Source organism: Peribacillus deserti (assembly GCF_002863585.1).
Lineage (GTDB): Bacteria > Bacillota > Bacilli > Bacillales > DSM-1321 > Paraperibacillus > Paraperibacillus deserti_A.
Genome location: NZ_PGUY01000054.1, coordinates 39,702 through 61,176 on the forward strand (window position 1 = coordinate 39,702; position 21,475 = coordinate 61,176).

At 37.4% G+C, this 21,475-nt stretch carries 27 protein-coding genes; 11 read left to right on the forward strand and 16 right to left on the reverse strand.

What is annotated here, in order from left to right:
• Positions 1-139: 139 nt before the first annotated feature.
• Positions 140-607 (forward strand): YfmQ family protein, encoded by a 468-nt coding sequence (locus tag CUU66_RS17385; RefSeq protein ID WP_101644472.1) that lies wholly within the window; start codon positions 140-142, stop codon positions 605-607.
• Positions 608-907: 300 nt separating this feature from the next.
• Here CUU66_RS17385 and pdxR read toward each other — a convergent pair whose 3' ends face one another.
• The 5 genes from pdxR to CUU66_RS17410 form a co-directional block, all read right to left on the reverse strand.
• Positions 908-2,344 carry a MocR-like pyridoxine biosynthesis transcription factor PdxR gene (gene pdxR, locus CUU66_RS17390; RefSeq protein ID WP_101644517.1) on the reverse strand — a complete coding sequence of 479 codons (1,437 nt, stop codon included), beginning with the start codon at positions 2,342-2,344 and terminating at the stop codon, positions 908-910.
• Between the two features lie 96 nt (positions 2,345-2,440).
• A complete protein-coding gene (locus CUU66_RS17395; RefSeq protein WP_101644473.1) occupies positions 2,441-2,635 on the reverse strand; it encodes a hypothetical protein in 195 nt (64 codons plus the stop codon).
• A gap of 239 nt (positions 2,636-2,874) precedes the next feature.
• A complete protein-coding gene (locus CUU66_RS17400) occupies positions 2,875-3,273 on the reverse strand; it encodes a VOC family protein (protein WP_101644474.1) in 399 nt (132 codons plus the stop codon).
• Between the two features lie 526 nt (positions 3,274-3,799).
• Complete coding sequence (locus CUU66_RS17405; RefSeq protein ID WP_257968052.1) at positions 3,800-4,204, reverse strand: VOC family protein; 405 nt, start codon at positions 4,202-4,204, stop codon at positions 3,800-3,802.
• Between the two features lie 200 nt (positions 4,205-4,404).
• Complete coding sequence (locus CUU66_RS17410) at positions 4,405-4,746, reverse strand: hypothetical protein (RefSeq protein WP_101644476.1); 342 nt, start codon at positions 4,744-4,746, stop codon at positions 4,405-4,407.
• A gap of 577 nt (positions 4,747-5,323) precedes the next feature.
• On the opposite strand from CUU66_RS17410, the gene CUU66_RS17415 reads away from it, so the two are divergent.
• The 4 genes from CUU66_RS17415 to CUU66_RS17430 all read left to right on the forward strand — a co-directional run bounded on the left by CUU66_RS17415 (position 5,324) and on the right by CUU66_RS17430 (position 7,640).
• Positions 5,324-5,638, forward strand: a complete 315-nt coding sequence (locus CUU66_RS17415; RefSeq protein WP_101644477.1) for an ArsR/SmtB family transcription factor — start codon at positions 5,324-5,326, stop codon at positions 5,636-5,638.
• 78 nt (positions 5,639-5,716) lie between these two features.
• Positions 5,717-6,145: a DMT family transporter gene (locus CUU66_RS17420; RefSeq protein ID WP_101644478.1), complete on the forward strand. Its 429-nt coding sequence runs from the start codon at positions 5,717-5,719 to the stop codon at positions 6,143-6,145.
• Between the two features lie 12 nt (positions 6,146-6,157).
• Complete coding sequence (locus CUU66_RS17425; RefSeq protein WP_101644480.1) at positions 6,158-6,634, forward strand: DMT family transporter; 477 nt, start codon at positions 6,158-6,160, stop codon at positions 6,632-6,634.
• Positions 6,635-6,818: 184 nt separating this feature from the next.
• Positions 6,819-7,640 carry an STAS domain-containing protein gene (locus CUU66_RS17430; protein ID WP_101644482.1) on the forward strand — a complete coding sequence of 274 codons (822 nt, stop codon included), beginning with the start codon at positions 6,819-6,821 and terminating at the stop codon, positions 7,638-7,640.
• A gap of 371 nt (positions 7,641-8,011) precedes the next feature.
• Here CUU66_RS17430 and CUU66_RS17435 read toward each other — a convergent pair whose 3' ends face one another.
• Positions 8,012-8,956, reverse strand: coding sequence for a bile acid:sodium symporter family protein (locus CUU66_RS17435; protein WP_101644484.1), 945 nt, complete (start codon positions 8,954-8,956; stop codon positions 8,012-8,014).
• A 273-nt stretch (positions 8,957-9,229) separates the two neighbouring features.
• Entirely contained in the window at positions 9,230-9,604 is a 375-nt protein-coding gene (locus CUU66_RS17440; RefSeq protein WP_101644486.1) for a MaoC/PaaZ C-terminal domain-containing protein, read from the reverse strand.
• A 310-nt stretch (positions 9,605-9,914) separates the two neighbouring features.
• Here CUU66_RS17440 and CUU66_RS17445 point away from each other — a divergent pair, with 310 nt between their 5' ends.
• Entirely contained in the window at positions 9,915-10,286 is a 372-nt protein-coding gene (locus tag CUU66_RS17445) for a VOC family protein (protein WP_101644488.1), read from the forward strand.
• 476 nt (positions 10,287-10,762) lie between these two features.
• Here the strand turns inward: CUU66_RS17445 and CUU66_RS17450 are convergent, their stop codons facing one another.
• The 5 genes from CUU66_RS17450 to CUU66_RS17470 all read right to left on the reverse strand — a co-directional run bounded on the left by CUU66_RS17450 (position 10,763) and on the right by CUU66_RS17470 (position 13,978).
• Positions 10,763-11,023: a hypothetical protein gene (locus tag CUU66_RS17450; protein ID WP_101644490.1), complete on the reverse strand. Its 261-nt coding sequence runs from the start codon at positions 11,021-11,023 to the stop codon at positions 10,763-10,765.
• A 304-nt stretch (positions 11,024-11,327) separates the two neighbouring features.
• Positions 11,328-11,738, reverse strand: coding sequence for an NUDIX hydrolase (locus tag CUU66_RS17455; protein ID WP_101644491.1), 411 nt, complete (start codon positions 11,736-11,738; stop codon positions 11,328-11,330).
• Positions 11,739-12,009: 271 nt separating this feature from the next.
• Positions 12,010-12,375: an HPr family phosphocarrier protein gene (locus CUU66_RS17460; protein WP_101644493.1), complete on the reverse strand. Its 366-nt coding sequence runs from the start codon at positions 12,373-12,375 to the stop codon at positions 12,010-12,012.
• 55 nt (positions 12,376-12,430) lie between these two features.
• Positions 12,431-12,625, reverse strand: coding sequence for a hypothetical protein (locus tag CUU66_RS17465; RefSeq protein WP_257968053.1), 195 nt, complete (start codon positions 12,623-12,625; stop codon positions 12,431-12,433).
• 180 nt (positions 12,626-12,805) lie between these two features.
• Positions 12,806-13,978, reverse strand: a complete 1,173-nt coding sequence (locus CUU66_RS17470; protein ID WP_101644494.1) for an MFS transporter — start codon at positions 13,976-13,978, stop codon at positions 12,806-12,808.
• A gap of 428 nt (positions 13,979-14,406) precedes the next feature.
• On the opposite strand from CUU66_RS17470, the gene CUU66_RS17475 reads away from it, so the two are divergent.
• The gene (locus CUU66_RS17475) at positions 14,407-15,315 is read left to right on the forward strand and encodes a LysR family transcriptional regulator (RefSeq protein ID WP_101644496.1); all 909 of its coding nucleotides are present in this window, start codon (positions 14,407-14,409) and stop codon (positions 15,313-15,315) included.
• Positions 15,316-15,503: 188 nt separating this feature from the next.
• On the opposite strand, the gene CUU66_RS17480 is transcribed toward CUU66_RS17475, so the two are convergent.
• Positions 15,504-16,544: an NAD(P)-dependent alcohol dehydrogenase gene (locus CUU66_RS17480; RefSeq protein ID WP_101644499.1), complete on the reverse strand. Its 1,041-nt coding sequence runs from the start codon at positions 16,542-16,544 to the stop codon at positions 15,504-15,506.
• Positions 16,545-16,754: 210 nt separating this feature from the next.
• On the opposite strand from CUU66_RS17480, the gene CUU66_RS17485 reads away from it, so the two are divergent.
• Complete coding sequence (locus CUU66_RS17485; protein WP_101644500.1) at positions 16,755-17,159, forward strand: MerR family transcriptional regulator; 405 nt, start codon at positions 16,755-16,757, stop codon at positions 17,157-17,159.
• A 1,105-nt stretch (positions 17,160-18,264) separates the two neighbouring features.
• Entirely contained in the window at positions 18,265-18,453 is a 189-nt protein-coding gene (locus CUU66_RS17490) for a hypothetical protein (RefSeq protein WP_101644502.1), read from the forward strand.
• A 158-nt stretch (positions 18,454-18,611) separates the two neighbouring features.
• Here the strand turns inward: CUU66_RS17490 and CUU66_RS24350 are convergent, their stop codons facing one another.
• Together CUU66_RS24350 and CUU66_RS17495 are read right to left on the reverse strand one after the other, a co-directional pair.
• Positions 18,612-18,761, reverse strand: coding sequence for a hypothetical protein (locus CUU66_RS24350; RefSeq protein ID WP_180955341.1), 150 nt, complete (start codon positions 18,759-18,761; stop codon positions 18,612-18,614).
• Positions 18,762-18,807: 46 nt separating this feature from the next.
• A complete protein-coding gene (locus CUU66_RS17495) occupies positions 18,808-19,257 on the reverse strand; it encodes a DinB family protein (protein ID WP_101644504.1) in 450 nt (149 codons plus the stop codon).
• 364 nt (positions 19,258-19,621) lie between these two features.
• Between CUU66_RS17495 and CUU66_RS17500 the strand changes: the two genes are divergently transcribed.
• The gene (locus CUU66_RS17500) at positions 19,622-20,443 is read left to right on the forward strand and encodes an STAS domain-containing protein (RefSeq protein ID WP_101644506.1); all 822 of its coding nucleotides are present in this window, start codon (positions 19,622-19,624) and stop codon (positions 20,441-20,443) included.
• 150 nt (positions 20,444-20,593) lie between these two features.
• Here CUU66_RS17500 and CUU66_RS25475 read toward each other — a convergent pair whose 3' ends face one another.
• Complete coding sequence (locus CUU66_RS25475; RefSeq protein WP_101644507.1) at positions 20,594-21,055, reverse strand: CBO0543 family protein; 462 nt, start codon at positions 21,053-21,055, stop codon at positions 20,594-20,596.
• Between the two features lie 214 nt (positions 21,056-21,269).
• Here CUU66_RS25475 and CUU66_RS25020 point away from each other — a divergent pair, with 214 nt between their 5' ends.
• Positions 21,270-21,395 carry a hypothetical protein gene (locus tag CUU66_RS25020; RefSeq protein ID WP_257968054.1) on the forward strand — a complete coding sequence of 42 codons (126 nt, stop codon included), beginning with the start codon at positions 21,270-21,272 and terminating at the stop codon, positions 21,393-21,395.
• The last annotated feature ends 80 nt before the right edge of the window (positions 21,396-21,475 follow it).

Sequence of the window (21,475 nt, forward strand, 5' to 3'; positions counted from 1 at the left end):
TGGTTAAACTTCTCGGGAATTGGATGGTTCGTTATAATTAAAAATACCTTATTATATGTTGTGGTATTCTTAATCCCAGTATGAATGCAAAAAATGATAAATTAGTAACCAGACAGTATTGTGTTAGGAGTTGAATGATATGACATGGACGGTTGTCATTTCGATAGCGGCTGCTGTAATTTTTAAGTTTTTTAATAGTCCTCCAAGTGCACTTGTGGCTTGGGTTTTAGATAAATTTACACTTCATCCAAAACTTGATTCAGAGGATGTTACTATTGCTTTTAACGGAAAGCACTTAGAAGAGGAAGAAAAAGACAGATTTATTGACTATTTTAATGAAGCTGTATTTTTAAAAGAATACTTTATCTTTCAAGGCAATGAACAGTTATTTTTACATCCAGAGACGAATGTTATTCCTTTTGTTGTCAAAGTCAAAAAAAGAAAAAATGATGTACATCTCTTTGTTTTTAATTACGATGACCATGTCGATGTCGTCAAGCAGTACAAGGAGAAAGTTGTTTCTTATCGCCTTAGTTCAGATTATCTGCAAAAATTTACTATATCATCTAAGGAACTTAGTGGAAATATAATAAAAGAAAAGGCCTGATATGCCATTTAATAACCTGCGTTTTGGTTGTTATCATCTTAAAATTCATGTCAAAATTGATATAAGCTTGTTCCAAGAAGTAAAAGTAAAATTATTAGTACAATGATACGATATTCATTTAGAGAACTTAAAAAAGGTTTTTTAAAAATCCCCTGGTCTTAATCCAAGGGGATTTTGTTCTATTACGAAGTACCTTATTAGAGGAATGAAAAGATTCCATAGGCACAATCCGCAATTAATGTAGCCATCCATTTTAACCTAGTAAAGAATCATGTTTTGCTACATGATTCCTAGCCCATTTCAATATTTTAAATCCGAGATTGCATTCCGGAATCTTTTAATACCCTCATCTATATTCCCTTCGTTTTCTCTCGCAAAAGTAAAACGAATATAGCCTTTACGTATGCCCATGGTTGATCCAGGTACATAAATCACACCATTTTTTATCGAGTTTTCCAGCAAGTGTGCTTCATTATACTCTCCTAGTACCTTACACCATAGGTGAATGCCGCCTTCCGGCAAATGGAATTCTACTTGTTCTGGCAAATAGGAATTTAAGCTTGTAACAATTTGATCTCTGCGAATCCGCAGCTGCTCCACTAAATGATGTATATGAACATCAAAGTATTCTGATTGCAAGAATTCGTTTGCAATCCATTGAGTAAAACTCGCATGTCCAAAATCTACTTGCTGTTTGGCGTCAGACAATCTCTCAATAACCGGTGCAGGTCCAATAATCCAGCCAATTCGTAATCCCGAAGCAACTATTTTAGATAAAGAACTGATATATAAAACATTCCCATGATGATCGAAAGATTTTAACGGAGATGCTGGTTTGCCTGTAAAAGATGTCAAGCTGTAAGGGTCGTCTTCAACCACAGGGATCCCATACTCGGAGGATATTTCTAGTATCCGTTTACGGCGGTTATGATTGAGGTATGTCCCAGTGGGGTTTTGGAAAGACGGGTTTAGGAATATCATACGAATTCGATGTTTTTTGTACAATTCCAAAAGATCTTCAGGATTCATTCCCTCCTTATCAACCGGTAAGTAATAGGGTCTCAACCCTGCAGATTGAAAAACAGGGAGGCTGTAGTGATAAGATGGTTCCTCTAAGGCAATAGCATCTCCGGGCTTTAAGAGGCATTGAACTATTAGATGCAGTGCCTGTTGAGCCCCGGAAGTAATAAGAATGGAGGAAGAATTCGCCTCGATTCCCCGGAACCTCTTTACGTGTTCTGTGATTGTATTCCTAAGAGGTCCGCTGCCTTGAGGATGATCGTACCCAAGGCGGCCGTTGAATGTCCTGGTTGATATCATTTCTTGAAGAGCATTAAGAGGAAATAAATCTTCCGACAGCTCTCCGCTTGCTAAGTTAATAATTTTTTGAACCTCAGTTTCTTTTCTAATCCTCTGCATCACTGGTAAATTCGGCAAGAAAGATCCCGCCTCAATATACCGATTCCAGCTCGGAACACGCTTTTTTGTGATGCCCCATATATCCTTACTGATTATGGTACCGCTGCCTCTTTTTCTTTCAATAAGTCCATTTGATTCAAGTTCATCATAAGCAGCTACTACTGTACTTCTGTTTATCTCTAATTCTTTCGCTAATTGTCTTTCTGAAGGAAGGGGCTTATCGGGAGGAAAGGTTCCGTTTGCAATTCCACTTTCAATATATTCGGCCAGCTGCCTATAGACAGCCTTCTTCCTGCTTCTATCAGGTTTCCAGTCCACATATTCACCTTCTAACATTTTTTAGACCGTTTCCTTGTTGATTAAAAACAACCTACCGGCCCTCGGACGATAGGTTGAAATGCTAATATTTTTATTTTATGCAAACCATCTAACATATACTCCGACTGCAATTATAGAGAGGAAAATGACTATGATATAAATCAAAGTTAGATTGGACGTGTTACGTTTAACAGCATTGCTGTATCCTTCATCTCCCTTACCAGCCAGCAAGATAGTAGCTATTAGGGAAAATACTGAGATCATTACGACCAAAATTATTGCAAAACCCATTGTGCACCCCTGCTAATATATATTCGATAGTTACCTATCGGAGAAATTAATATATATTATACTAATAAGGCAGCATGCGTTTCCCATCCACTTCATCATAAAATTGACCATCCACTTGTATGAACCTAAATAAATTCATAAGTCATTACTTCGCAAATCAAATTAAAATTGGTATGGCCCTGACTGAAGTAATCACTTGCACATAATGTAGAAATTGTTTAATCAAAACACTTAAACTTTTACGACGGAAGATTTAGCTGCCACGATACTCCAAACCGATCATTCAGCCAGCCAAACCTCTGACTAAAACCATAATCACCAATTGGCATAAGTGCTTGTCCACCCTCTATCAGTTTCTGATACAAGGTGTTAATTTCTTCTTCAGTATTACAAGTTACATAAATAGAGAAAGACGGAGTAAAGGAAAACTGATGCTTCACATTGCTGTCAATGCACATAAATTCTTGCCCTTTTAATGAAAAAGCAGCCTGCATTACAGTTCCTTCGTCCCCAGCTTCATTCGCTCCATATCGAACAATACTTGTAATTTCCGAATCATCAATGATTGATATGTAATAATTCATCGCTTCTTCTGCTTTACCATCTTGAAACATTAAGAACGGTGTAACTTTTCCCATCGATATCTCTCTCCTTTAGTCACTTAATTAAAGCCTCCTATTAATATATGAATATAGGTAAGGTGACTTTAATTATATAATGACTGTACAAAATAAATAATTCAATCCTGGTCAATCTTCTTCGACTAAATTTCCCTGTCAGCACAATTAGAAAAAGCCGCCGAAAATGGCAGCTGTATTTAAGTAAAGCACCCGTTCATTTCATACATTTGACTAAGTTAAATTGAATACAGGTATGTCATTTTCCCTGTTGACACCAGGAGTCTTCTGAAAATGAGGCTAATGATGCTTTGGAAAATCCAATTGAATGAGAAAAAAGATAAGGGAATTAATGAAAAACTAGAAAATGCCCCTCTCAATTAAGAGATGGGGCTTTTCCTTTGCAAAATCTGGTTGTATTTTAGTATATACCCGTAAGCCTTACTTTATAACCACATTCTATCCTTTTCCCTTTAGGTTTTGTAGGTAGTAGAACCCTAACAACCACATAATTTCTGCCGAGTTAATGCCTTAGTCCACTTTTTATCTAGCCTGCCTGAGAGTTTGTACCACCAAATGCAATACAATAATTGTCAGGGTCAACAATAGCAAACTCTTTCCAAGGCCTTCCCCCCTGGTCGATCCAAGGTTCAATAACTACTTTCGCACCTTTACTTTTCAACTCTTTATACAGTTCATCCAGTACGTACCAATTTTCAACATAACAATAAATATCCGGAACTGGGCTATTATTCTCCGTAGAAATCCTATTAGGTCTTACCTCACCCGTTGTATCCGCTTGAATCAGCTTGATGCCTAAACCAGAAAAGCCATCACGGATAGCCCACCATTCTGTTACTTCACACCCCATAACATCTTTATAAAACATCATAGACATTTCTAAATCTGATACCAGTAATACCTTTAAAGAACTGTGGATCTTTGGGATCATTTTACATACTCCTTTTATTGTTGTCCAGCTTACCATTGAAGGCCGGACAACTCTTTACCTTCGTCCAATCTATTTAATTAACCTTTCCCTTTGGTAAAACAGAAATGGCTGCCGAAATTCTTAAATCTTATGTACTTTTGCTGCGATGTCATGATTATGGCGGCTAAGGAAAAGATGTCCTACTTGACATCTCCTCCCGCTCATTCGGTTTCTGTGATAATTGGTTTCATTGTCTTTCCATTTTTGACCTGAGCCCATTGTTCAATCTTGTTTTCCTTGTTCAAGTAAAAGAGGTATTCCATACTGCTTTCCTTTCCATCTGCCAACGGTTTCACTAAATACGTTCTCGTTGCTGCCCACCATGCCTCGTGTGATTGTCTATTTACCACTGTAATATCAAAACCCAATTTCGACTCAATTTGTTGAACTTCTTTGTACCTGTCAACCGACTGCCATGTAATTAATCCGACCACCAGTAGAAGTACCATTCCTATACCTAAAAACTTCATCGACTTTAATGTATCCCTTGTAAATCTCTTCACTTTACCCCTCCTTTGTTCCTAACTAAATTCAACATTAACGCAGCCTTTTATAAATGCTAAATCAGCTAATGAACATGATTGTTCAACCCTCCAATTTAGTTGAATGACAAAATATATAAAGGCTTCATTTTTAATATTATTCTCTCACTTTCCTCGTATTTCCTTCGTTTATCGATCTGCTTTGTTAGTCTTGTTAAATTTCCCCTTTTTTAATAAAAGGCTCAATTCTAACAGATTGTTGTTTTTTAATAAGTTTTTTACGGCACCCTATTGTTCAGTCAGGTCGATTGGAGCGTAAGGTGCGAGACTCCTGCGGGAGCAGCGGGACAGGTGAGACCCCGCAGGCGAAGCCGAGGAGGCTCACCGCCCGCCCCGCGGAAAGCGAGCATGCCTTGCGATACAATCAACCTCTTGTTCAATAGCAACAAAGTTTGCAAAAACAGCCTTATAAAAAGAGAGTTACCTTAGTAACCCTTATTTACCCTTTTCAGATTCCGTTTCTGGAACATTAACTATCTGTACTTAATTCTTTTCCCCCACTTGACATATCGAGAAATCCAGATATACAATTACGCCTATGGAACCTATTAATGTATTCAAAGCGTTATCCAACGAAACACGACTGAATATTCTAAAGTGGTTAAAGGAACCAGAGAATCATTTCCCCAAACAAGGTGCCCACCTGCCGAAGGAGGTAAGTTATAAAGGTGGAGTGTGTGTTGGGGATATTCAAGAAAAAGCCAATGTTTCTCAATCTACCGTTTCTAGCTACTTAAATTTAATGCAAAAAGCTGGTCTGCTTGAATCAATTCGTCACGGACAATGGACGTATTACAGACGTAATGAAGATTTCATTCAACAGTTTGCAAAGTATTTTAAAACAGAGATCTAATTTAGGTTGATTTCTGTTTTTTTGCCGTTTATATCTATTTTTCTAGATATCTAATTATATAAAAAGGAGATCCAACCTATGCGATTTATATCATATTTACTAGCTCTATTAGCTGGAACAGCTCTTAGCTTTGAAGGAGCTATCTATGCTGAACTAGGAAAAACAATCGGACAAATAGAAACAAGTTTTTATAACTTCTTTATGGGTTCTATCATCATGGGGCTATTGTGGCTCTTTTTTGGAAAAGGAAAGATCTCATATACAATTGAAGCACCAAAATGGTCATTACTTGGAGGTGTCTTGGGTGTTGTTTATTTAACCTCCATTGTTGTAAGTGTCCCATTCGTTGGTGTTGGCATAGCAATGGTTGCTGTCATTATCGGCCAATTAGTAATGAGTATGGTGATTGAACATTTTGGATGGCTTGGCAGTAAGAAGACTAGGATCAACAAAGAAAAGATTTTTGCAGTTATTTCAATGATTGTCGCACTTATACTAATAAACTAGGGGGGCTTTATTGTGGGTCTATTTATGATTCTATTTACGCTGATTGGCGGTATCACATTGAGTGCACAATCATCAATCAATGGTACTTTTAGCAGAAAAGCTGGAACAATTGAAACAACATTTTTAACCTTTCTAACTGGAACAATGTTTCTTACCATTTTCATTTTATTTTTTGGCAGGGGGAATGTGCTTGCACTATTAGAAGCACCCAAATGGCAGTTAAGTGCAGCACTTTTGGGTACAATGTATTTGCTTCTGACTGTTATGGCCGTACCTAGAATTGGGGTTATCGCAACCAATATTGCTGGTATAGCTGGTCAGCTTGTAGTTGGTGTAATTATTGATCATTTTGGATGGTTCAATAGTTTAATCATAGAATTAGACGTTAAACGTGCTTTCGCATTAGTATTTATGATTATTTCCCTTTATTTTATCTATAAAGGGAATAAACGCTCAAACGAAAAACCCAAGCACAGGATATCTAAATAACACATACTAAAACGTTCTCCTCCCTTTTGACAATTTAGCAGGTCTCTTTAATAATGTTTTTTCCATTTATTGCAATACCCTTCTTTAAGGCCGTTATAAAATTGCTATTGTCAGCATAACAACATTATAATAAATGTACAGTTATGAAGTAACGAGAATTATACTTCAAAAGGGAGTAACGACTATGAAAACAATACATTTTTTGAGCAGCGAAATTAAGTCTTTTATTAAAGAAAACGGGGAAACGTTTGAGGATAAATTGCTTTCCGAAGCAGTAAATGCATCTGCAAGAATTACTGATATTTTACGCCAAGGAAATATCGATTTGTTAAAAAATGCCAGGATATTGATTTATTATGCAGTTGATCAAAAGGATGAAGAGTTAATTGCATTTGCGAAACAGGAAGGCATTGCATGGGCGGAGAACGCATTAACACTCGAGTTAAAATTAGAGTGGGTACAGGCGATCAGAAGAACACTATGGCATTTTGTAGCTATTCTAGACGAGGAAAAAGGTATTACAAATCAACGTGCAGAATTTTACGAAATGGAAAAAATCGTAAACGACCAGATTGACAAGTTTCTTAACAACTTTTTTCTTAGCTATACAAAATATAAAGATACCATGTACTTTAAACAGAGAGAAATGGTCGAGCATTTGTCAGTTCCTATTATTCCTGTAAACGATCAAGTTTCAGTTTTGCCGCTAATTGGGACAGTCGACTCCTATAGGATTGAAATCATTGAGGAAAAAGTTCTAAATGATATATCTGACTCAAGAATTCATACACTGGTTATTGATCTCTCAGGTATAGCCATGATGGAACGAGATGTCATAAATAATTTTGAAAAGGTATTGGCTGGGGTGAAAATGATGGGCTGCAAAACGGTTCTTACTGGTCTACGTCCTGATCTTGTAAGAAAAATGGTCCATTCTGGAGTCCGGTTTGAAGAAGATGCAGAAACAAAAGGTACACTCCAGGACACTCTAAAGCATTATCTTTGACTAAAACAGGCCGTTTACAGCGGCCTGTTTTTTGCTGCTATTTAAATATAAGCAGCATAAAACAGCCTACACCAAACGCCTGCCCTCAGCAAAATAACATTTAAACACTCCCTCCAAACAACATGTAATAAGGTACCGCTTAGCCTTTTTCCAAAATAATCTAGATTTTTACTATAATTAGATTAATGTATAGAATATGTAAAATAAACAAATTTAAATAAAGTTGAATACCGTAGCTTCCATTCGTTAGAGTAAAGGTATTCTATTAGTAGTACGCCATTTAAACAATACTGAAAAAAGTGCCACTGACATAGTCTATTTAATTAATATAATCTCTCTGAAGGCAACCGGCTTTCTTATAATGATACAAACTATGTTACATACCTTAGTTGGCTTTTTTCTATGATTTTACTAAACATGGATGCTAAGATCTGTTGAAATAACATACCAAACACGACCGGCATAGCTACTTTGGCAGGGAAATAAGTAGTTGCCACAATAACACCAAGAGCAATATTCCGCATGCCTCCGATAAAAACGAAGGTTGTAACAATGCCCTTGTCTTTCCATATTAGACGTCCGCCGATTAGAGCCAGGGCATAACCAGACAACGCGAGCACCAATACAACAAAAATTACACTACAAAGCTCCCATGTAATTTCCTTTAGAAAAGGAGCAATGGCACTGCTGTTAATCAGGATAACCGCAAATAAGCTGAGCTTAGAGAAAGGTCCAAGGTTTCTGCCAAGTGTCACCTGTATTTTTCCTTTGGTAAGTTGATTTAACAGTATGCCCGCTACCGAAGGTAAAACGATCATCCAAACCAAATCGGATATAAGCGATGATGTTTCTATTCCAATGGTTTCTCCAACAACAATATGTAGTAATGCGGGCATAATGAGTGGTGAAAGAAGAGTATCAAATAAAATAATCGATAAGCAGAGTGGTAGATTTCCTCCGCATATACTTACCCAAATAACGCTTGTCACACCAGTTGGAATGGCTGCGGAAATTACATAACCAATTGTCAGTAAATGATTGTCGAAGATGGAATTCGAAACAATATATGCCAAAACAGGCATGATAATATGCAAAAATGCGATACTTAACAAAATAGCCGCTGGATCTTTTGAAAAATTTTTAAGATCTTTCACATTCATGCTCAAACTGCTGACGAATGTCATAAAGGCAAATAACCAGGGAACGATAAATAACAGCTGACCGCCGATATCTTGCAATGATACACCAGCAACTATACTTAACGGAGTCAAAATCGGCATCATCGATTGGAGCCGTTTATTAAAACTGTTTAACATTCTTCTATTCCTTCTCCCAAATTTAATGAACTCTAGTAAATTATACACCTGTCGTAAAGAATGTCCTGATTGTTTGATCGAATAAAGTATTTTCAGTAATCTCCAACCATGTTGAAACAAAAAAGAACCGTATTGACGATTCTTTTTTGTCCTTTGTGATTGATAGGGATGTACAACTAGGAGCTAATACCACTTCACGTACTAACGGATCAGTTGGAGGAGAAATTACTAAACACTAAAATACTTTGGAGAAACAAAAGAGTTTAAAAGATATTATAAAATTACTCCTGAAAAATTCCCAGTCAGCACATCTTTCCCATGTTGATTTTTGCTTAAGAAGGTGGCAGTAATACGTGTCCTTTGATCTTGTTTTTCGAATTGCTCAATGGTTACTTCACAAACAATTGTATCACCAGTAAATACTGGTCTTAAAAATTCAAAATTCATGGTACGAGCGAGTACGTTGTTATCGCCGCCTATTTTTGTCGGCAATGTAGCGGTTAGCAATCCCTGTACTACCAGTCTTCCCTGCTCATCAGGAGTTACATGGTGATATCCTTCGTCACCCGAAATCCTAGTAAACAATTCCACATCTTCTATTGTGAAAGTCCGTTCAAATACAATAATATCGCCTGCTTTTAAAGACAACTTTAATCCCCCTATATTTCATATAAGTGACATATAATCAAATGCTCTTGTTCCATAAACACTTTTAACACCAATTTGTTTCATGTTCTGTAATTCTAGTCTTTATTCATTAGGAGTCGGAACTAATCAGTGCAGGGCTCTTGATAAAGTATTGCAGGGTCATTGGCGACTTCATTTAATGGATTGTTAGGGTTCTCGGAATAACGTTACCTACACGCAAGTGGAAAAACCCGGTAGTTTCCGAACGCCCATTTATAGTAAAATGAAATAAAGTTTTTTCCCACATTTATTATAAAAAGGAGAAGAACAAATGAAACTAGGTGCATTTTCTGTAAGTTTAAACGTAAAAGACATTGCTATTTCCAAGTCATTCTACGAAAAACTAGGATTTCAATCTTTAGGTGGTGACATAACCAAAAATTGGCTTATTATGAAGAATGAAAATTGTATTATAGGGTTATTCCAAGGAATGTTTGATAAGAACATTCTAACCTTTAATCCAGGTTGGAATGAAAATGCCGAAAATCTCGAAATGTTTACAGATATTCGGGAAATTCAAAAACAACTTAAGGCTGAAGGAATAAAAATACCCTCTGAAGCCGACGAAGCAACTAATGGGCCAGCACATTTTTTCATTGAAGACCCAGACGGGAATCAAATTCTGGTAGATCAACATCGATAAAAGAAGAGATAACGGAACTTCCTATAACTATCAACAAGCAAGATACATACGAAAATTTTCGTTATAAAGAGCCTTTCCCCAATTATAAGTGGATTACTAAATTGGGCGAAAGGCTTAAATATCCTAAACTCCTATTCATTCTAAACATAAGATGGTGCAATTTCTCTAGGGACATCAGTATTCACTAAACTGTTGAAGCTGAGAAAGGTAAGGGCATTATGTCTGGAGAACAAGTGGCTGCTTGTTTGTTTTCTACTAATCATTTTACATTTAGCTATTAGTCACGTAACTTAGACCTTCTCCCTAGATAAAACCTGGTAAATGAAAGTATTCCTTCTCTTTTTGGTCAATTACTGAATCAGGTCAAAATAAAAACGGTTTCGCTGTAAAACAAACTTCTTACACTAATCATCCCTTACTTGCTTCATGTACAAAAGAGTGTCAAAGCAACTTAGTTTCTTGAAAGTGTTTAACATTTATGTCCGATTATCAATACGCTTCACACAGTAAATAACGTTTCTTTTTGCGGGAAAGTTATTGCTATCCCCAGAATGTAGAAAGGCTAGGGTTTTGTCCTTTACAAAATGCATTATTGTTTGGTTAGAAGGATTAAATTCTGAAGTTTCTTCAGACAGTACAATTGCCTCTCCATTACTTACACAGAAGTTATAAATATCCTGCTCGGTATAGATGTTGCCTTTCTCTAAATCAGCAAATACCCTTTGTTTAAACGACATACACTTTCCCCCTTTTTATATACATTCTCTTTATTTTTAAAATTCCCTCTTTATGTCTTGAATAACTATAAGCAGCCTTACCTGTATACCTCTTACCAGAGGAAAAGGTAAGAACACCCAAATTAATCATACTGTTTACTAAATTCTTAGTATAGCAAAAAAGGCTGTCTCAGCAGCCTTTTCTCTGTTTAATAAAATAGGTCTACATGTTTTTTTCACTTGTCACTCCCATACCAGCAATTGTGTTTATATCTTAATTGCTATTCTTTTTCAACAACGTCCTTCTAGTTATAGATACACGATCCTAAAAATCAATATAAAATGACTGGCTTTCTTCATTTAAACAAAGCTCGATTCTTTGCCTGAAATTTTTCCATGTTACCATTTTCAAAGCCTTTTCAATTGGGTAGAAACCTACTTCTAAACTCTCAGGTGAACACGTTAACTCCCCTCCAACAGGCCTTCCAAAAAACAATGTGTTACATATAGATTCATTTACATTTTGAAATACACCACAAAATCTTATAATTTTAATATCAATTCCACTTTCCTCTTTTGTCTCTCTAATTGCGGCGTCCCTCAACGACTCCCCTTCTTCAACCTGCCCTCCAGGCATTTCCCACCCTCTTCTCGGACCCTTTATTAACAAGATTTCATTTTTATTATTTAATACGATTGCTGCTGCTGAAAGAATATGTTTCGGTGTTTTTGGCACGGCTTAGACCTCTCATTTATCTACATAGGATACTTACTAATTCGTCATGATTTTCCTTTTACCTCCTACTGCTCTTCCCGCTTTTACTAAAAAGAAAGACGCCTAAGCTGCCAATGGTAGTTACGTACCTTTTTTGAAGAACAAGAATTCCCTTTTTACAAATATATATAAAAAAAAGATTTTTACGGTCTAAAATAGTAAAATAGTTAAATTTTGAGGTTTTCCTAATCCCTTTCGCATACGGGTTTCTCTATGGGACACATAAAATTCGTTATGACCTTGATGCTTCGTCCATAAATACAGCTTCATAACAAGAAGAACATACTTTTTTAGAGAAAGTCCCACTATCTCCTCGCTTTTCCCGCTCAATATATAGGTTTCTAATCAAAGAATTTACTAACGTTTGAATAGCAGCACGTTCGTCACATCCAGTTGCAGTTATCTCCACATAAGTTCCAGGTTTAATCTTTAATGACATAAGTTCCATAATAGAATGAGGAGAATTTCCCAAGTTTACAGAAACACCCTTGTAATTAAGGGATATTGTTGATTTGAACTTAGAAGCATTACTTACAATCATACATGCTGGCCGTGCAAATCCAGTAACTGCAGTAATTTCAAGTCGCTTTTTAATCACTTTCTTCCGCTCCCTTATGAGTTTTTCCAGGAAGGAATATCTTGATCAAATTCGTTTACCAAGGAATTTGTTCCCCTTTTCTAAAGAACCCTCCAGAAGGTCCTTCAGGTCCAATGTCAGCTAACCATAGGATAGACTCGGCTGCCTGCCTTGGTGTTATTGAAGCAGATGGTCCACCCATATCTGAGCTTACCCATCCCGGATCGACCGCATTTAATTTGATATCCCCATTGATTTCGGCTGCGAACAACCGTGTCAATCCATTTAGGGCAAGTTTAAATAATTAATAAGCTCCTGCTCCAGGATATGACATTTCGCTAATCGACCCATATTCCAAAACTTATTAGAACATAACAATCTTTTAGAAAAGAGACAGGAAATATCAATTTAAAATAATGAGGGAGCTCTGAAAGAATGTTCAATTCATTCCTTATCTAGAAAGCTGTCGTGTAGGGGTAAGCATGTAAATTCTAAGTAAAATAGTGACCAAACTTAGTAACAATGAAAGAATTCCCACTAATACGACGTATTGTGTTCCCATTTCTGATATAAATAACCCGCCTGCAGCTGCACCCATTGTTGTTCCTATGTTACAGGATGAAATAAATAATCCATTGGCAAAATCAGGGGCTTCTGGAGCTGAAGAAGCAATCAAATATTGATTAATATTTGCTATTATTCCTCCAGCCAATATTCCCCAGATTAAAGTTATTATTGTCATAGGTACGGTAAATTGTCCCGTAAAGAATAAAGTGATGTAAACAGCACCCAATAACAAAGGAAAAGAAACTATAGATTTGTTGGGACTATGGGTGAGTAACTTTCCTGCAACAATGTTTCCAATAATATTGGCTCCGCCGAAGATGAATAACGTTAAACTGGTGGTATCCGGAGCCATATTCGTTACTGTTTTGAGATATTCAGCAAAATAACTATAAACCCCAAATATAGCTGAGTTTAATAAAATGACCGTCACGATGGAAAGCCATATTATAGGTTTTTTTAAAACGGAAAGTTGTGTACCATAAGAAAGTCTTTCTTCCACAGGCATCGACGGTACAAAAATGAATGTAGCTATGAATACAATAGCATTAACAATAGCAAAGAATGCCATCGCACTTTCATATGAAACGGCACTATCAATAAAACTCGCGATCGGTACACCGGCTACCATACCAGCAGATACTCCTATAAATACTTTAGATACAGCTTTTGGAGCTTCTTCTTTACTTACTGAGGAGGCAGCTACTGTAAATGCCAAAGAACAATAAATTGGATGAAATAAGGCTGGAATGATACGAGCAATTAGTAGAATGGTAAAGTTAGATGTAAATATGGATACAATGTTTCCCAAAACGAAAACTCCCAATACAAGTAACATGACCTTCTTACGGTGTATCCCGGAAAACAATAACGGCAGCGTTGGTCCAGATACAGCAACTGTAAGAGCAAAAAGACTCACCAGCCATCCTGCTTTTGATATAGTGACATTAAAGTGATCAGCAATGGAAGGCAATAACCCAATCACCCCCATTTCGGTATTTAAGATGCCGAAAACTCCAATGGTTAATATGAAAATCTGTAAATTATTTCTTTTAGCCAAAAAAACAACTCCTATCTTCAGTAAAATGCCCCTATAATATGGGGATATTTTTCTGTTCTTCATTACGCTTGCCGCGCTGGGACCAGTGAGATTTCACTTATATTCACCGTATCGGGTGTACTAATGGCATAAGCTACGCATCCGCTGCATCACTTACATTTAAACCGATCTCACGCTAGAGGTTCTCGGGTCCATTCCCGTATTTTCTTGGCAGCCGCCTCACCAATTCCACTTGATGCCTCCATAATGACAGCCACTTTATCTTGAATAGTAGACATATTAAATAACATCCTTTCTTACTGTTTGACTCTTTATTTATTCTAATTATCATTTCCTCATATAACAAATACCTATATCTTATATCAAGATATGCTTGAAAGGTATTTCTAGGTAAGATACACTAAAGAATAAAAAAGAAGGAGTGCCATATGGAATTTAGAGTATTGCGATATTTTCTAACTGTTGCAAGAGAAGGAAGCATCACGGGTGCCGCTGATTTTTTGCATGTTACACAGCCAACTTTGTCGAGACAACTAAAGGACCTTGAGGAGGAGTTGGGTAAAAAACTATTTATACGCAGCAGTCACAGTATCAATCTCACAGAAGAAGGAATGCACCTGCGGAAGAGAGCAGAAGAAATCGTTGAAATGATCGATAAATTACAGGCAGAATTTAGTTCCATGGAAGAAACAATAAGTGGTGATGTTTACATAGGTGGCGGTGAAACAGACTCTATGAGACTGATTGCACGGGCAGCAAAAGAATTACAGATACATTATCCAAATATAAGGTATCATCTCTACAGCGGAAATGAAGATGACGTGACTGAACGGCTTGACAAAGGGTTGCTTGATTTTGGTATTTTAATTCAACCAGCAGATTTATCCAAATACAATTATGTGAACATCCCAGCCAAAGATGTGTGGGGGATTGTTATGAGGAAAGATAGTCCTCTTGCCTGCAAAGATACCATTCAAGCAGCGGATTTATTAAATGTGCCGCTAATCTGTTCACGCCAGGCTATGAAACAGACATTTTCTAAAAATGAATTTACGGCTTGGTTTGGTGAAGAATTTGATAAATTAAACATCGTGACTACATACAATCTTGCCTATAATGCAGCCATTATGGTGGATGAAGGAATTGGTTATGCAGTAACCATTGACAAAATAGTGGATACGTCTAGTGACAGTAATCTTTGTTTTAGACCGCTAAAGCCAAGAATTGAATCTGGCTTAAATATCGTTTGGAAAAAGCATCAAGTTTTTTCCGCTGCTGCGGATATGTTTTTAAGAGTAATTCAGGAGAAATTCTCAAATTCTTTATATGGACAATAGCCTCTGACTCTGACGGCCAGTCATACACTACTTCAAATTTGAGAGAAGAATGATTGCTGCAGCATTGGCTGAATAGTTTTGGTGCTGATTTTATCTTGTACTTCATCATACTTTGAAGCTTATATATAAGGATGTCCCAAAAGACCGGCTTTTGGGACATCCTCGAATACATTTCATTTTTACGGAGCTCAAATTGTGCTAGTGTCAATCACGAATCGATACTTCACATCCGAAGCTAATACGCGTTCATAGGCTTCATCAATTTGATCAGCAGAGATGACTTCAATCTTAGGAACAATGTTATGTTCTGCACAGAACTCGAGCATCTCCTGTGTCTCACGGATGCCGCCAATCATTGAACCTGCAAATGAACGGCGATGACCAATGAGAGAGAACACATTTAGTGACAATGGTTCTGCAGGTGCACCGACATTAACTAGAGTACCATCCAGAGTGAGCAGTGAGAAATACGCATCAATGTCAATCTTGGCACTTACGGTGTTAATAATTACGTCAAAGGATCTGGCCAGTTTCTGAAATGTTTCTGGGTCGCTTGTGGCATAGTAGCTGTCTGCTCCGAATTGCAAACCATCTTCCTTTTTATTCAAGGTTTGTGACAGGACAGTCACTTCTGCACCCATGGCGTGTGCAATCTTGACAGCCATATGTCCAAGACCTCCCATACCAACAACCGCTACTTTCTTACCTGGTCCAGCCCCCCAATGGTTTAATGGAGAGTAGGTCGTAATGCCTGCACAAAGTAATGGTGCTGCAGCATCAAGCTCAATATTATCTGGAATTCTAACTACAAAGTCCTCAGTTACAACAATATGAGTAGAATAGCCACCTTGAGTAGGCTCACCGTATTTGTCAACACCAGCGTAGGTAGGGACATTTCCCTTTAGGCAGTATTGCTCCTCTCCTTTACGGCAGTTCTCACATTCTCCACAGGAGTCAACCATACAACCAACGCCAACTCGGTCACCCACTTTATACTTTGTTACCTTGGCTCCAATATCTGTAACAATTCCCGCAATCTCATGTCCAGGGACAAGAGGATAGTTCACGGGACCCCATTCACCGTGAGCAGTATGGATGTCAGAATGGCATATGCCTGCATATTTAATTTCAATTAGAACATCCTGCAAATCAAGGTCGCGTCTTTGAATTTCAGCAGATCGAAACGGTTTGTCCGGCCCATCAACTGCTCGTGCTTTAGCTGTTACCATCGTTGAAACCTCCAATTTTGATATTTTAAGAGAACCTTTTTCTCTTTCAAAACTAGAATAATCCCTATAGTTAACTCTAGGTCAAGTGATAACCTATCCATAAATTAACCTGATATAAATTTTTGACATTACGAAGCCAGCATGAGAGAATTCTTTCAAAACATAGAGATAACTCGAAGTCTATCTCATAAGAAATGGAGATAAATAACGGTGACGTATTCTATCAGCGAAGTTGCAAAAGAATTAAATCTTACAGTATATGCCCTGCGGTACTACGACAAAGAGGGCCTCATGCCTTTTGTAGAACGGACTCCCAGTGGCACCCGTTTATTTAAAGATTCTGATATTGATGCATTAAAAATCATTCAATGTCTTAAATCTACCGGGATGCCTATAAAGGACATTAAGGGGTTCATTGAATGGTGTTCTGAGGGCGATTCAACCTTGCAGCAAAGATATGACATGTTTTTGGAGCGAAAAGCTGCAGTAGAAGCACAACTGGCAGAACTAAATAAGACAATGGCACTCATAAATCATAAATGCGATTATTACATGACTGCATTAAATGCAGGAACGGAAAATATACATAAAAACGATAAAATAGGTAATTTTTAATTACAGAAAGCCGCCATGGCTGTTGACTTAAGTTCAGGCTGCTCTTTTGTCGTGGCAGCCTCCTGAATTTTAATGCCTCCTCAACATTCACTTGAACTAAAATTTTATATCCTACACCGGCCCTGATCTCCTAAGAAACAAAGAAAATAGGCTGCCGCAGCAGCCTTCCATTGTTACATTAACGTACCCATAGTTCTAATGATCCTTTTTCAAGTGTTAAAAAGACTCCCCTGCCGTTTTGTACCAGATATTAAAGTGTTGACTAATTCTATTCCATTGACTTTTTAGAAAAACCCATACAGTAGACATTTTGTGCCCCGTTTCCGTCCCTTTAATTCCAGTAGCAAAAAAGTAATAAAGCGGCCTTAATACGCTCCTTTATTTTTTAATAGCTCTGTTAAACATGGCTGTTGATTGCAGCTAGCAGGCACTCGCGGACCTTAGGGGCGGTCCGGGAGCCTCCTCGGCGTTGACGCCTGTGGGGTCTCCCTTGATAGAAAGGCGCATGACGGTGACTTTCAAGGTAGTTCTTTTATAAGAACTGTGGTGAAGAGTCTGGTTAAAAGCCACATCTAAGAGAAAGTCAGACACCTGATAAAGAAGACTTGCTGATTGGCAAGCGACAGCGAAGACAGAAGCTTAGTCGCCCTTACCACGCTCGTAACGCCACGTCCTGTGGCCCCGCCTGGCTCGCACATCCTGTGCTTCGTGCGTTAGCCAGGCATAAGATGAGCGACAGAAAAAGGCCGCTTTTGCCTTTTGATGGCGATTGGCTAGACCCGCGGTGTCAGTCCGGAGCTGGACAATACCTGCTTTTCCCGCAGGAGTCTCGCATATCCGTTCCAATCAACATCGTGCAAAAATCAACAATAACCTTTAACATAGCCTTTTTAATAGGGAAAATATCAAGTGATACTTCGTTCCTCCTTGGCTTTTTTTATTTATATTACCCCGGCGGCTTCTTCCATACTACATGCCAAAAGCTTTTATGGAAATTCTCCTTATAAGTTTCACTCGTTCCGCGTTTGTAATGTACAGGCATATTAAGATTCTCATAGTATAAAACATGTTAGTTCTAACAAAATTTTTTAAAGGAGGATGAAAGATGGGTTATCCTAATAGGTACGGTCCCCGGTTTGGCCCAAGGTATGGTCCACGCCGACCTTACCCACCTTATCGCTATGGTTATGGTCCTTACGGTTATGGAGCTGCAGGATCCTTTGCTGGAGGATTTGCAGGTGGTTTTGTAGGTGGTTTTGCAGGTGCAGCATTAGCTGCCCCGTTTTTCTGGTAATAATTTTGATAAAGGGTCCACTAGTACTTTTTCGGGGACCCTTTAAAAATATACACCCGTTCGTGCAGCACCAAAAAGGGCTGTTTCAGCAGCCATTTTACTTCAATTAACTCACCTGTAGAGTTTCTACAAATTACCATTCACTGCTTAAATATTTATTAAAGTAGATACATACCTGGACAATTTTTGATCATGCCAAGCACAGTCCAAAAGTCCGTTCTATTCCCAACAGCCTCAGGCGAATAAGGAACCTGAACGTTATGTACATGTCCATTCTTAATGGATGGCTGCACGATCTCCCACATCATATTTTCTGCCTCCACACGAATAAATTTTGCTCAACTAACACACCAGTTAGTTAATTAAGATTTGGTTATTAATATGATGTTCCATATGTTCAACGTAGTCCTGTATCAGCCATTCCAAGGTTTTTTGATGGTTATTTCCTATATCACAAAGATAAGATAATTTCTCCGCAGGAATATGGATCAATATATGTACGATTTGATGATTTAATGTTTGAAAAAGAGTTATGATTTCATCCAGTTCCCTTTCTTGATAATGTTGCACTGCCACCCACTCTTCTTGATTATATGACTGGATAATATATGGTTGTTCTTCATATTGAATTTTTACAAACCTTTCAATATTATTTATAGCAGAGTCACACAGATGTCCTACTATTTCTTTTTTAGACCATTTATTCGGTGAAGGTCGATTAGATATTTCTGTTTCTGACATTGCGGTGCATTCTTTTGGTAATGAATGTATCCAGTGATTTAGTCTATTTATTACATTCTCCATACTCACACTCTCCCCTTCAATATGTATCTAGTACACTATTCGTCTAAAAACCTTATTTACCCTTCTACCACTCACCTGTTCCATTAAACTAAAGCTGCCTAGGCAGCCATTCGTTCTTAAGCGCTATCTGTTTGTTAAAGTACAATAATTTACAATTTTATTCTAACTATTGGCTAACTTAAACCTATTGGCCCTTAAAAGTGGAATATTAGCAGAGCCTCATCGTTCATTATTATTAAAACAAGAGTATATTTTATCCCAGCTTAAAATATATGGATGGATGAAGTTTAAAACTATTAAAATGGGGTATATTCCTTAGGTTATTATATTTAGCTTGCGGCTTATTAGGGGGAGCATAGGAGATATGTCTACAAAACGATTTTCAAAGGAAAAATTAAGGACTTATTTTAATAAAAACGAAGACATATTTGAGAATAAATTACTAACTGAAGCAGTGAATGTTTCAGGAAAAATCAATGATATTCTTAATATGGGGAACATTGATTTGGTAAGTAATGCCAAAAGGCTGGTTTACTATACGATTGAAGAAAATGAATTAGATTTAATCGCTTTTGCAAAGCAGGAGGGGATAGCTTGGGCGGGACACTCATTAACACTTTCTTTAAAATTAGAATGGGTCCAAGCAATCCGAAGAACTCTATGGCAGATGATTTTCACCCTTAACGAGGATAATGATCATACTATAGAATCTGCAGAATTTTTCAATCTAGAACAAATAGTAAACGACCAGATTGATCAATTTCTCAACAATTTTTTCCTTAGTTATTCCAAATATAAAGATGAAATGCTCCTTAAACAGAGAAAATTAGTTGAGCATTTATCGGTTCCAATTATTCCAGTCAGCGAAAATGTTTCCGTTTTACCTTTAATTGGCACACTTGACTCTTACAGGGTTGAAATAATAGAAGAGAAAGTGTTAAACGAAATAGGTTCAAGAAGATTCCAAACTCTCGTTCTAGATCTCTCAGGTGTAGCCATGATGGAGATGGATGTAATCAATCATTTTGAAAAAATCTTAGCTGGGATATCTATGATGGGTTGTAAATCCATTCTCACTGGAATTCGACCTGACCTAGTAAGAAAAATGATACATGCCGGAATTCGTTTTGAAAAAGACGCGGAAACAAAAGGTACTCTCCAAGAGACCTTAAAGCTGTATCTTTAACTAGACAAAAAATGACCGTGGGCAACGGTCTTTTTTGTTACTTCCACTAGATGTAATGAAAGCTACAACACCACTGTCTTGTTAACCAACAGCTCCCTGCAGGTAATCACGATTAAAACAATTCCCAAACAAGATTTAACCGCAAGGTGATTACCCTTTTTCAATATTAATGAGCTTCCTAACTACAATCAGGTTCATGTATAGAATAAGGAAAATAAACGGATATAACATAGCTGAATACCATAGCTTCCATCCGTTATAGTATAGGTACTCTGTTTGTAGGATAAGCCACTCAAACAACACTGAAAAAAAGGTCCAAAAAAAAATGTATTTTGCCCTTATTAGGATCCCTTTGTTCACTGGGAAATAGTTAAGGAATAAAATATTTATAGGAATAAAATACATAAAACTGCTTAAGAAACCTTGCCACTGAAACCCTTGGTTAAAGTAACCATATAGGTTCAAATGAAGACTGAGAACCTCGTCTGTAATAAACCCGAACATTATTGCAAAAATGGAGGTAGAGTATCTTTCACTTTTCTTTAAGTTCTTTGGCACGAAATAAGCAATGGCGTTAAGAATAATAAAAAAGATGTAAACTAGAGTCCACATAATTCCACCTGAATGTTTTAGTCACATTATTTACATTTCTTCCTTTATTATTCTATCCTCTTACTCATTGGAAATAGCAATTATATTTAAAAAACGAATTCCGGCTGATATACCTGAGCCTTATTAATTTATAGATATCTTCGTCGAGCCTAATATTCTTATTGCAAGGCTGTTTTCGCAAACTTTGTTGTTATTGAACAAGGAGGTAGATTACGTGAGGATGCCCGCGGACCTTAGGGGCGGGCGCCCGATCCTCCTCGGCTTCGCCTGTGGGGTCTCACCTGATCGAAAAGCGGAGGACGGTGCTTTTCAAGAAAAGATCCATCCAAAAGCTGAATGATGATTTTTTTAATTAGAGGCAAGACGCTAAAAGAAAAGCAGACACCTGACCGGCATAAGACTAGCGGCAGTAAAAGGCCG

Excerpts from the sequence above, each read along its gene's own strand:
- CUU66_RS17385 (WP_101644472.1), top strand. The coding sequence starts at position 140 with ATGACATGGACGGTTGTCATTTCGATAGCGGCTGCTGTAATTTTTAAG.
- CUU66_RS17395 (WP_101644473.1), bottom strand. The coding sequence starts at position 2,635 with ATGGGTTTTGCAATAATTTTGGTCGTAATGATCTCAGTATTTTCCCTA.
- CUU66_RS17400 (WP_101644474.1), bottom strand. The coding sequence starts at position 3,273 with ATGGGAAAAGTTACACCGTTCTTAATGTTTCAAGATGGTAAAGCAGAA.
- CUU66_RS17405 (WP_257968052.1), bottom strand. The coding sequence starts at position 4,204 with ATGATCCCAAAGATCCACAGTTCTTTAAAGGTATTACTGGTATCAGAT.
- CUU66_RS17415 (WP_101644477.1), top strand. The coding sequence starts at position 5,324 with ATGGAACCTATTAATGTATTCAAAGCGTTATCCAACGAAACACGACTG.
- CUU66_RS17420 (WP_101644478.1), top strand. The coding sequence starts at position 5,717 with ATGCGATTTATATCATATTTACTAGCTCTATTAGCTGGAACAGCTCTT.
- CUU66_RS17430 (WP_101644482.1), top strand. The coding sequence starts at position 6,819 with ATGAAAACAATACATTTTTTGAGCAGCGAAATTAAGTCTTTTATTAAA.
- CUU66_RS17435 (WP_101644484.1), bottom strand. The coding sequence starts at position 8,956 with ATGTTAAACAGTTTTAATAAACGGCTCCAATCGATGATGCCGATTTTG.
- CUU66_RS17445 (WP_101644488.1), top strand. The coding sequence starts at position 9,915 with ATGAAACTAGGTGCATTTTCTGTAAGTTTAAACGTAAAAGACATTGCT.
- CUU66_RS17450 (WP_101644490.1), bottom strand. The coding sequence starts at position 11,023 with ATGTCGTTTAAACAAAGGGTATTTGCTGATTTAGAGAAAGGCAACATC.
- CUU66_RS17475 (WP_101644496.1), top strand. The coding sequence starts at position 14,407 with ATGGAATTTAGAGTATTGCGATATTTTCTAACTGTTGCAAGAGAAGGA.
- CUU66_RS17480 (WP_101644499.1), bottom strand. The coding sequence starts at position 16,544 with ATGGTAACAGCTAAAGCACGAGCAGTTGATGGGCCGGACAAACCGTTT.
- CUU66_RS17490 (WP_101644502.1), top strand. The coding sequence starts at position 18,265 with ATGGGTTATCCTAATAGGTACGGTCCCCGGTTTGGCCCAAGGTATGGT.
- CUU66_RS24350 (WP_180955341.1), bottom strand. The coding sequence starts at position 18,761 with ATGATGTGGGAGATCGTGCAGCCATCCATTAAGAATGGACATGTACAT.
- CUU66_RS17495 (WP_101644504.1), bottom strand. The coding sequence starts at position 19,257 with ATGGAGAATGTAATAAATAGACTAAATCACTGGATACATTCATTACCA.
- CUU66_RS17500 (WP_101644506.1), top strand. The coding sequence starts at position 19,622 with ATGTCTACAAAACGATTTTCAAAGGAAAAATTAAGGACTTATTTTAAT.
- CUU66_RS25475 (WP_101644507.1), bottom strand. The coding sequence starts at position 21,055 with ATGTGGACTCTAGTTTACATCTTTTTTATTATTCTTAACGCCATTGCT.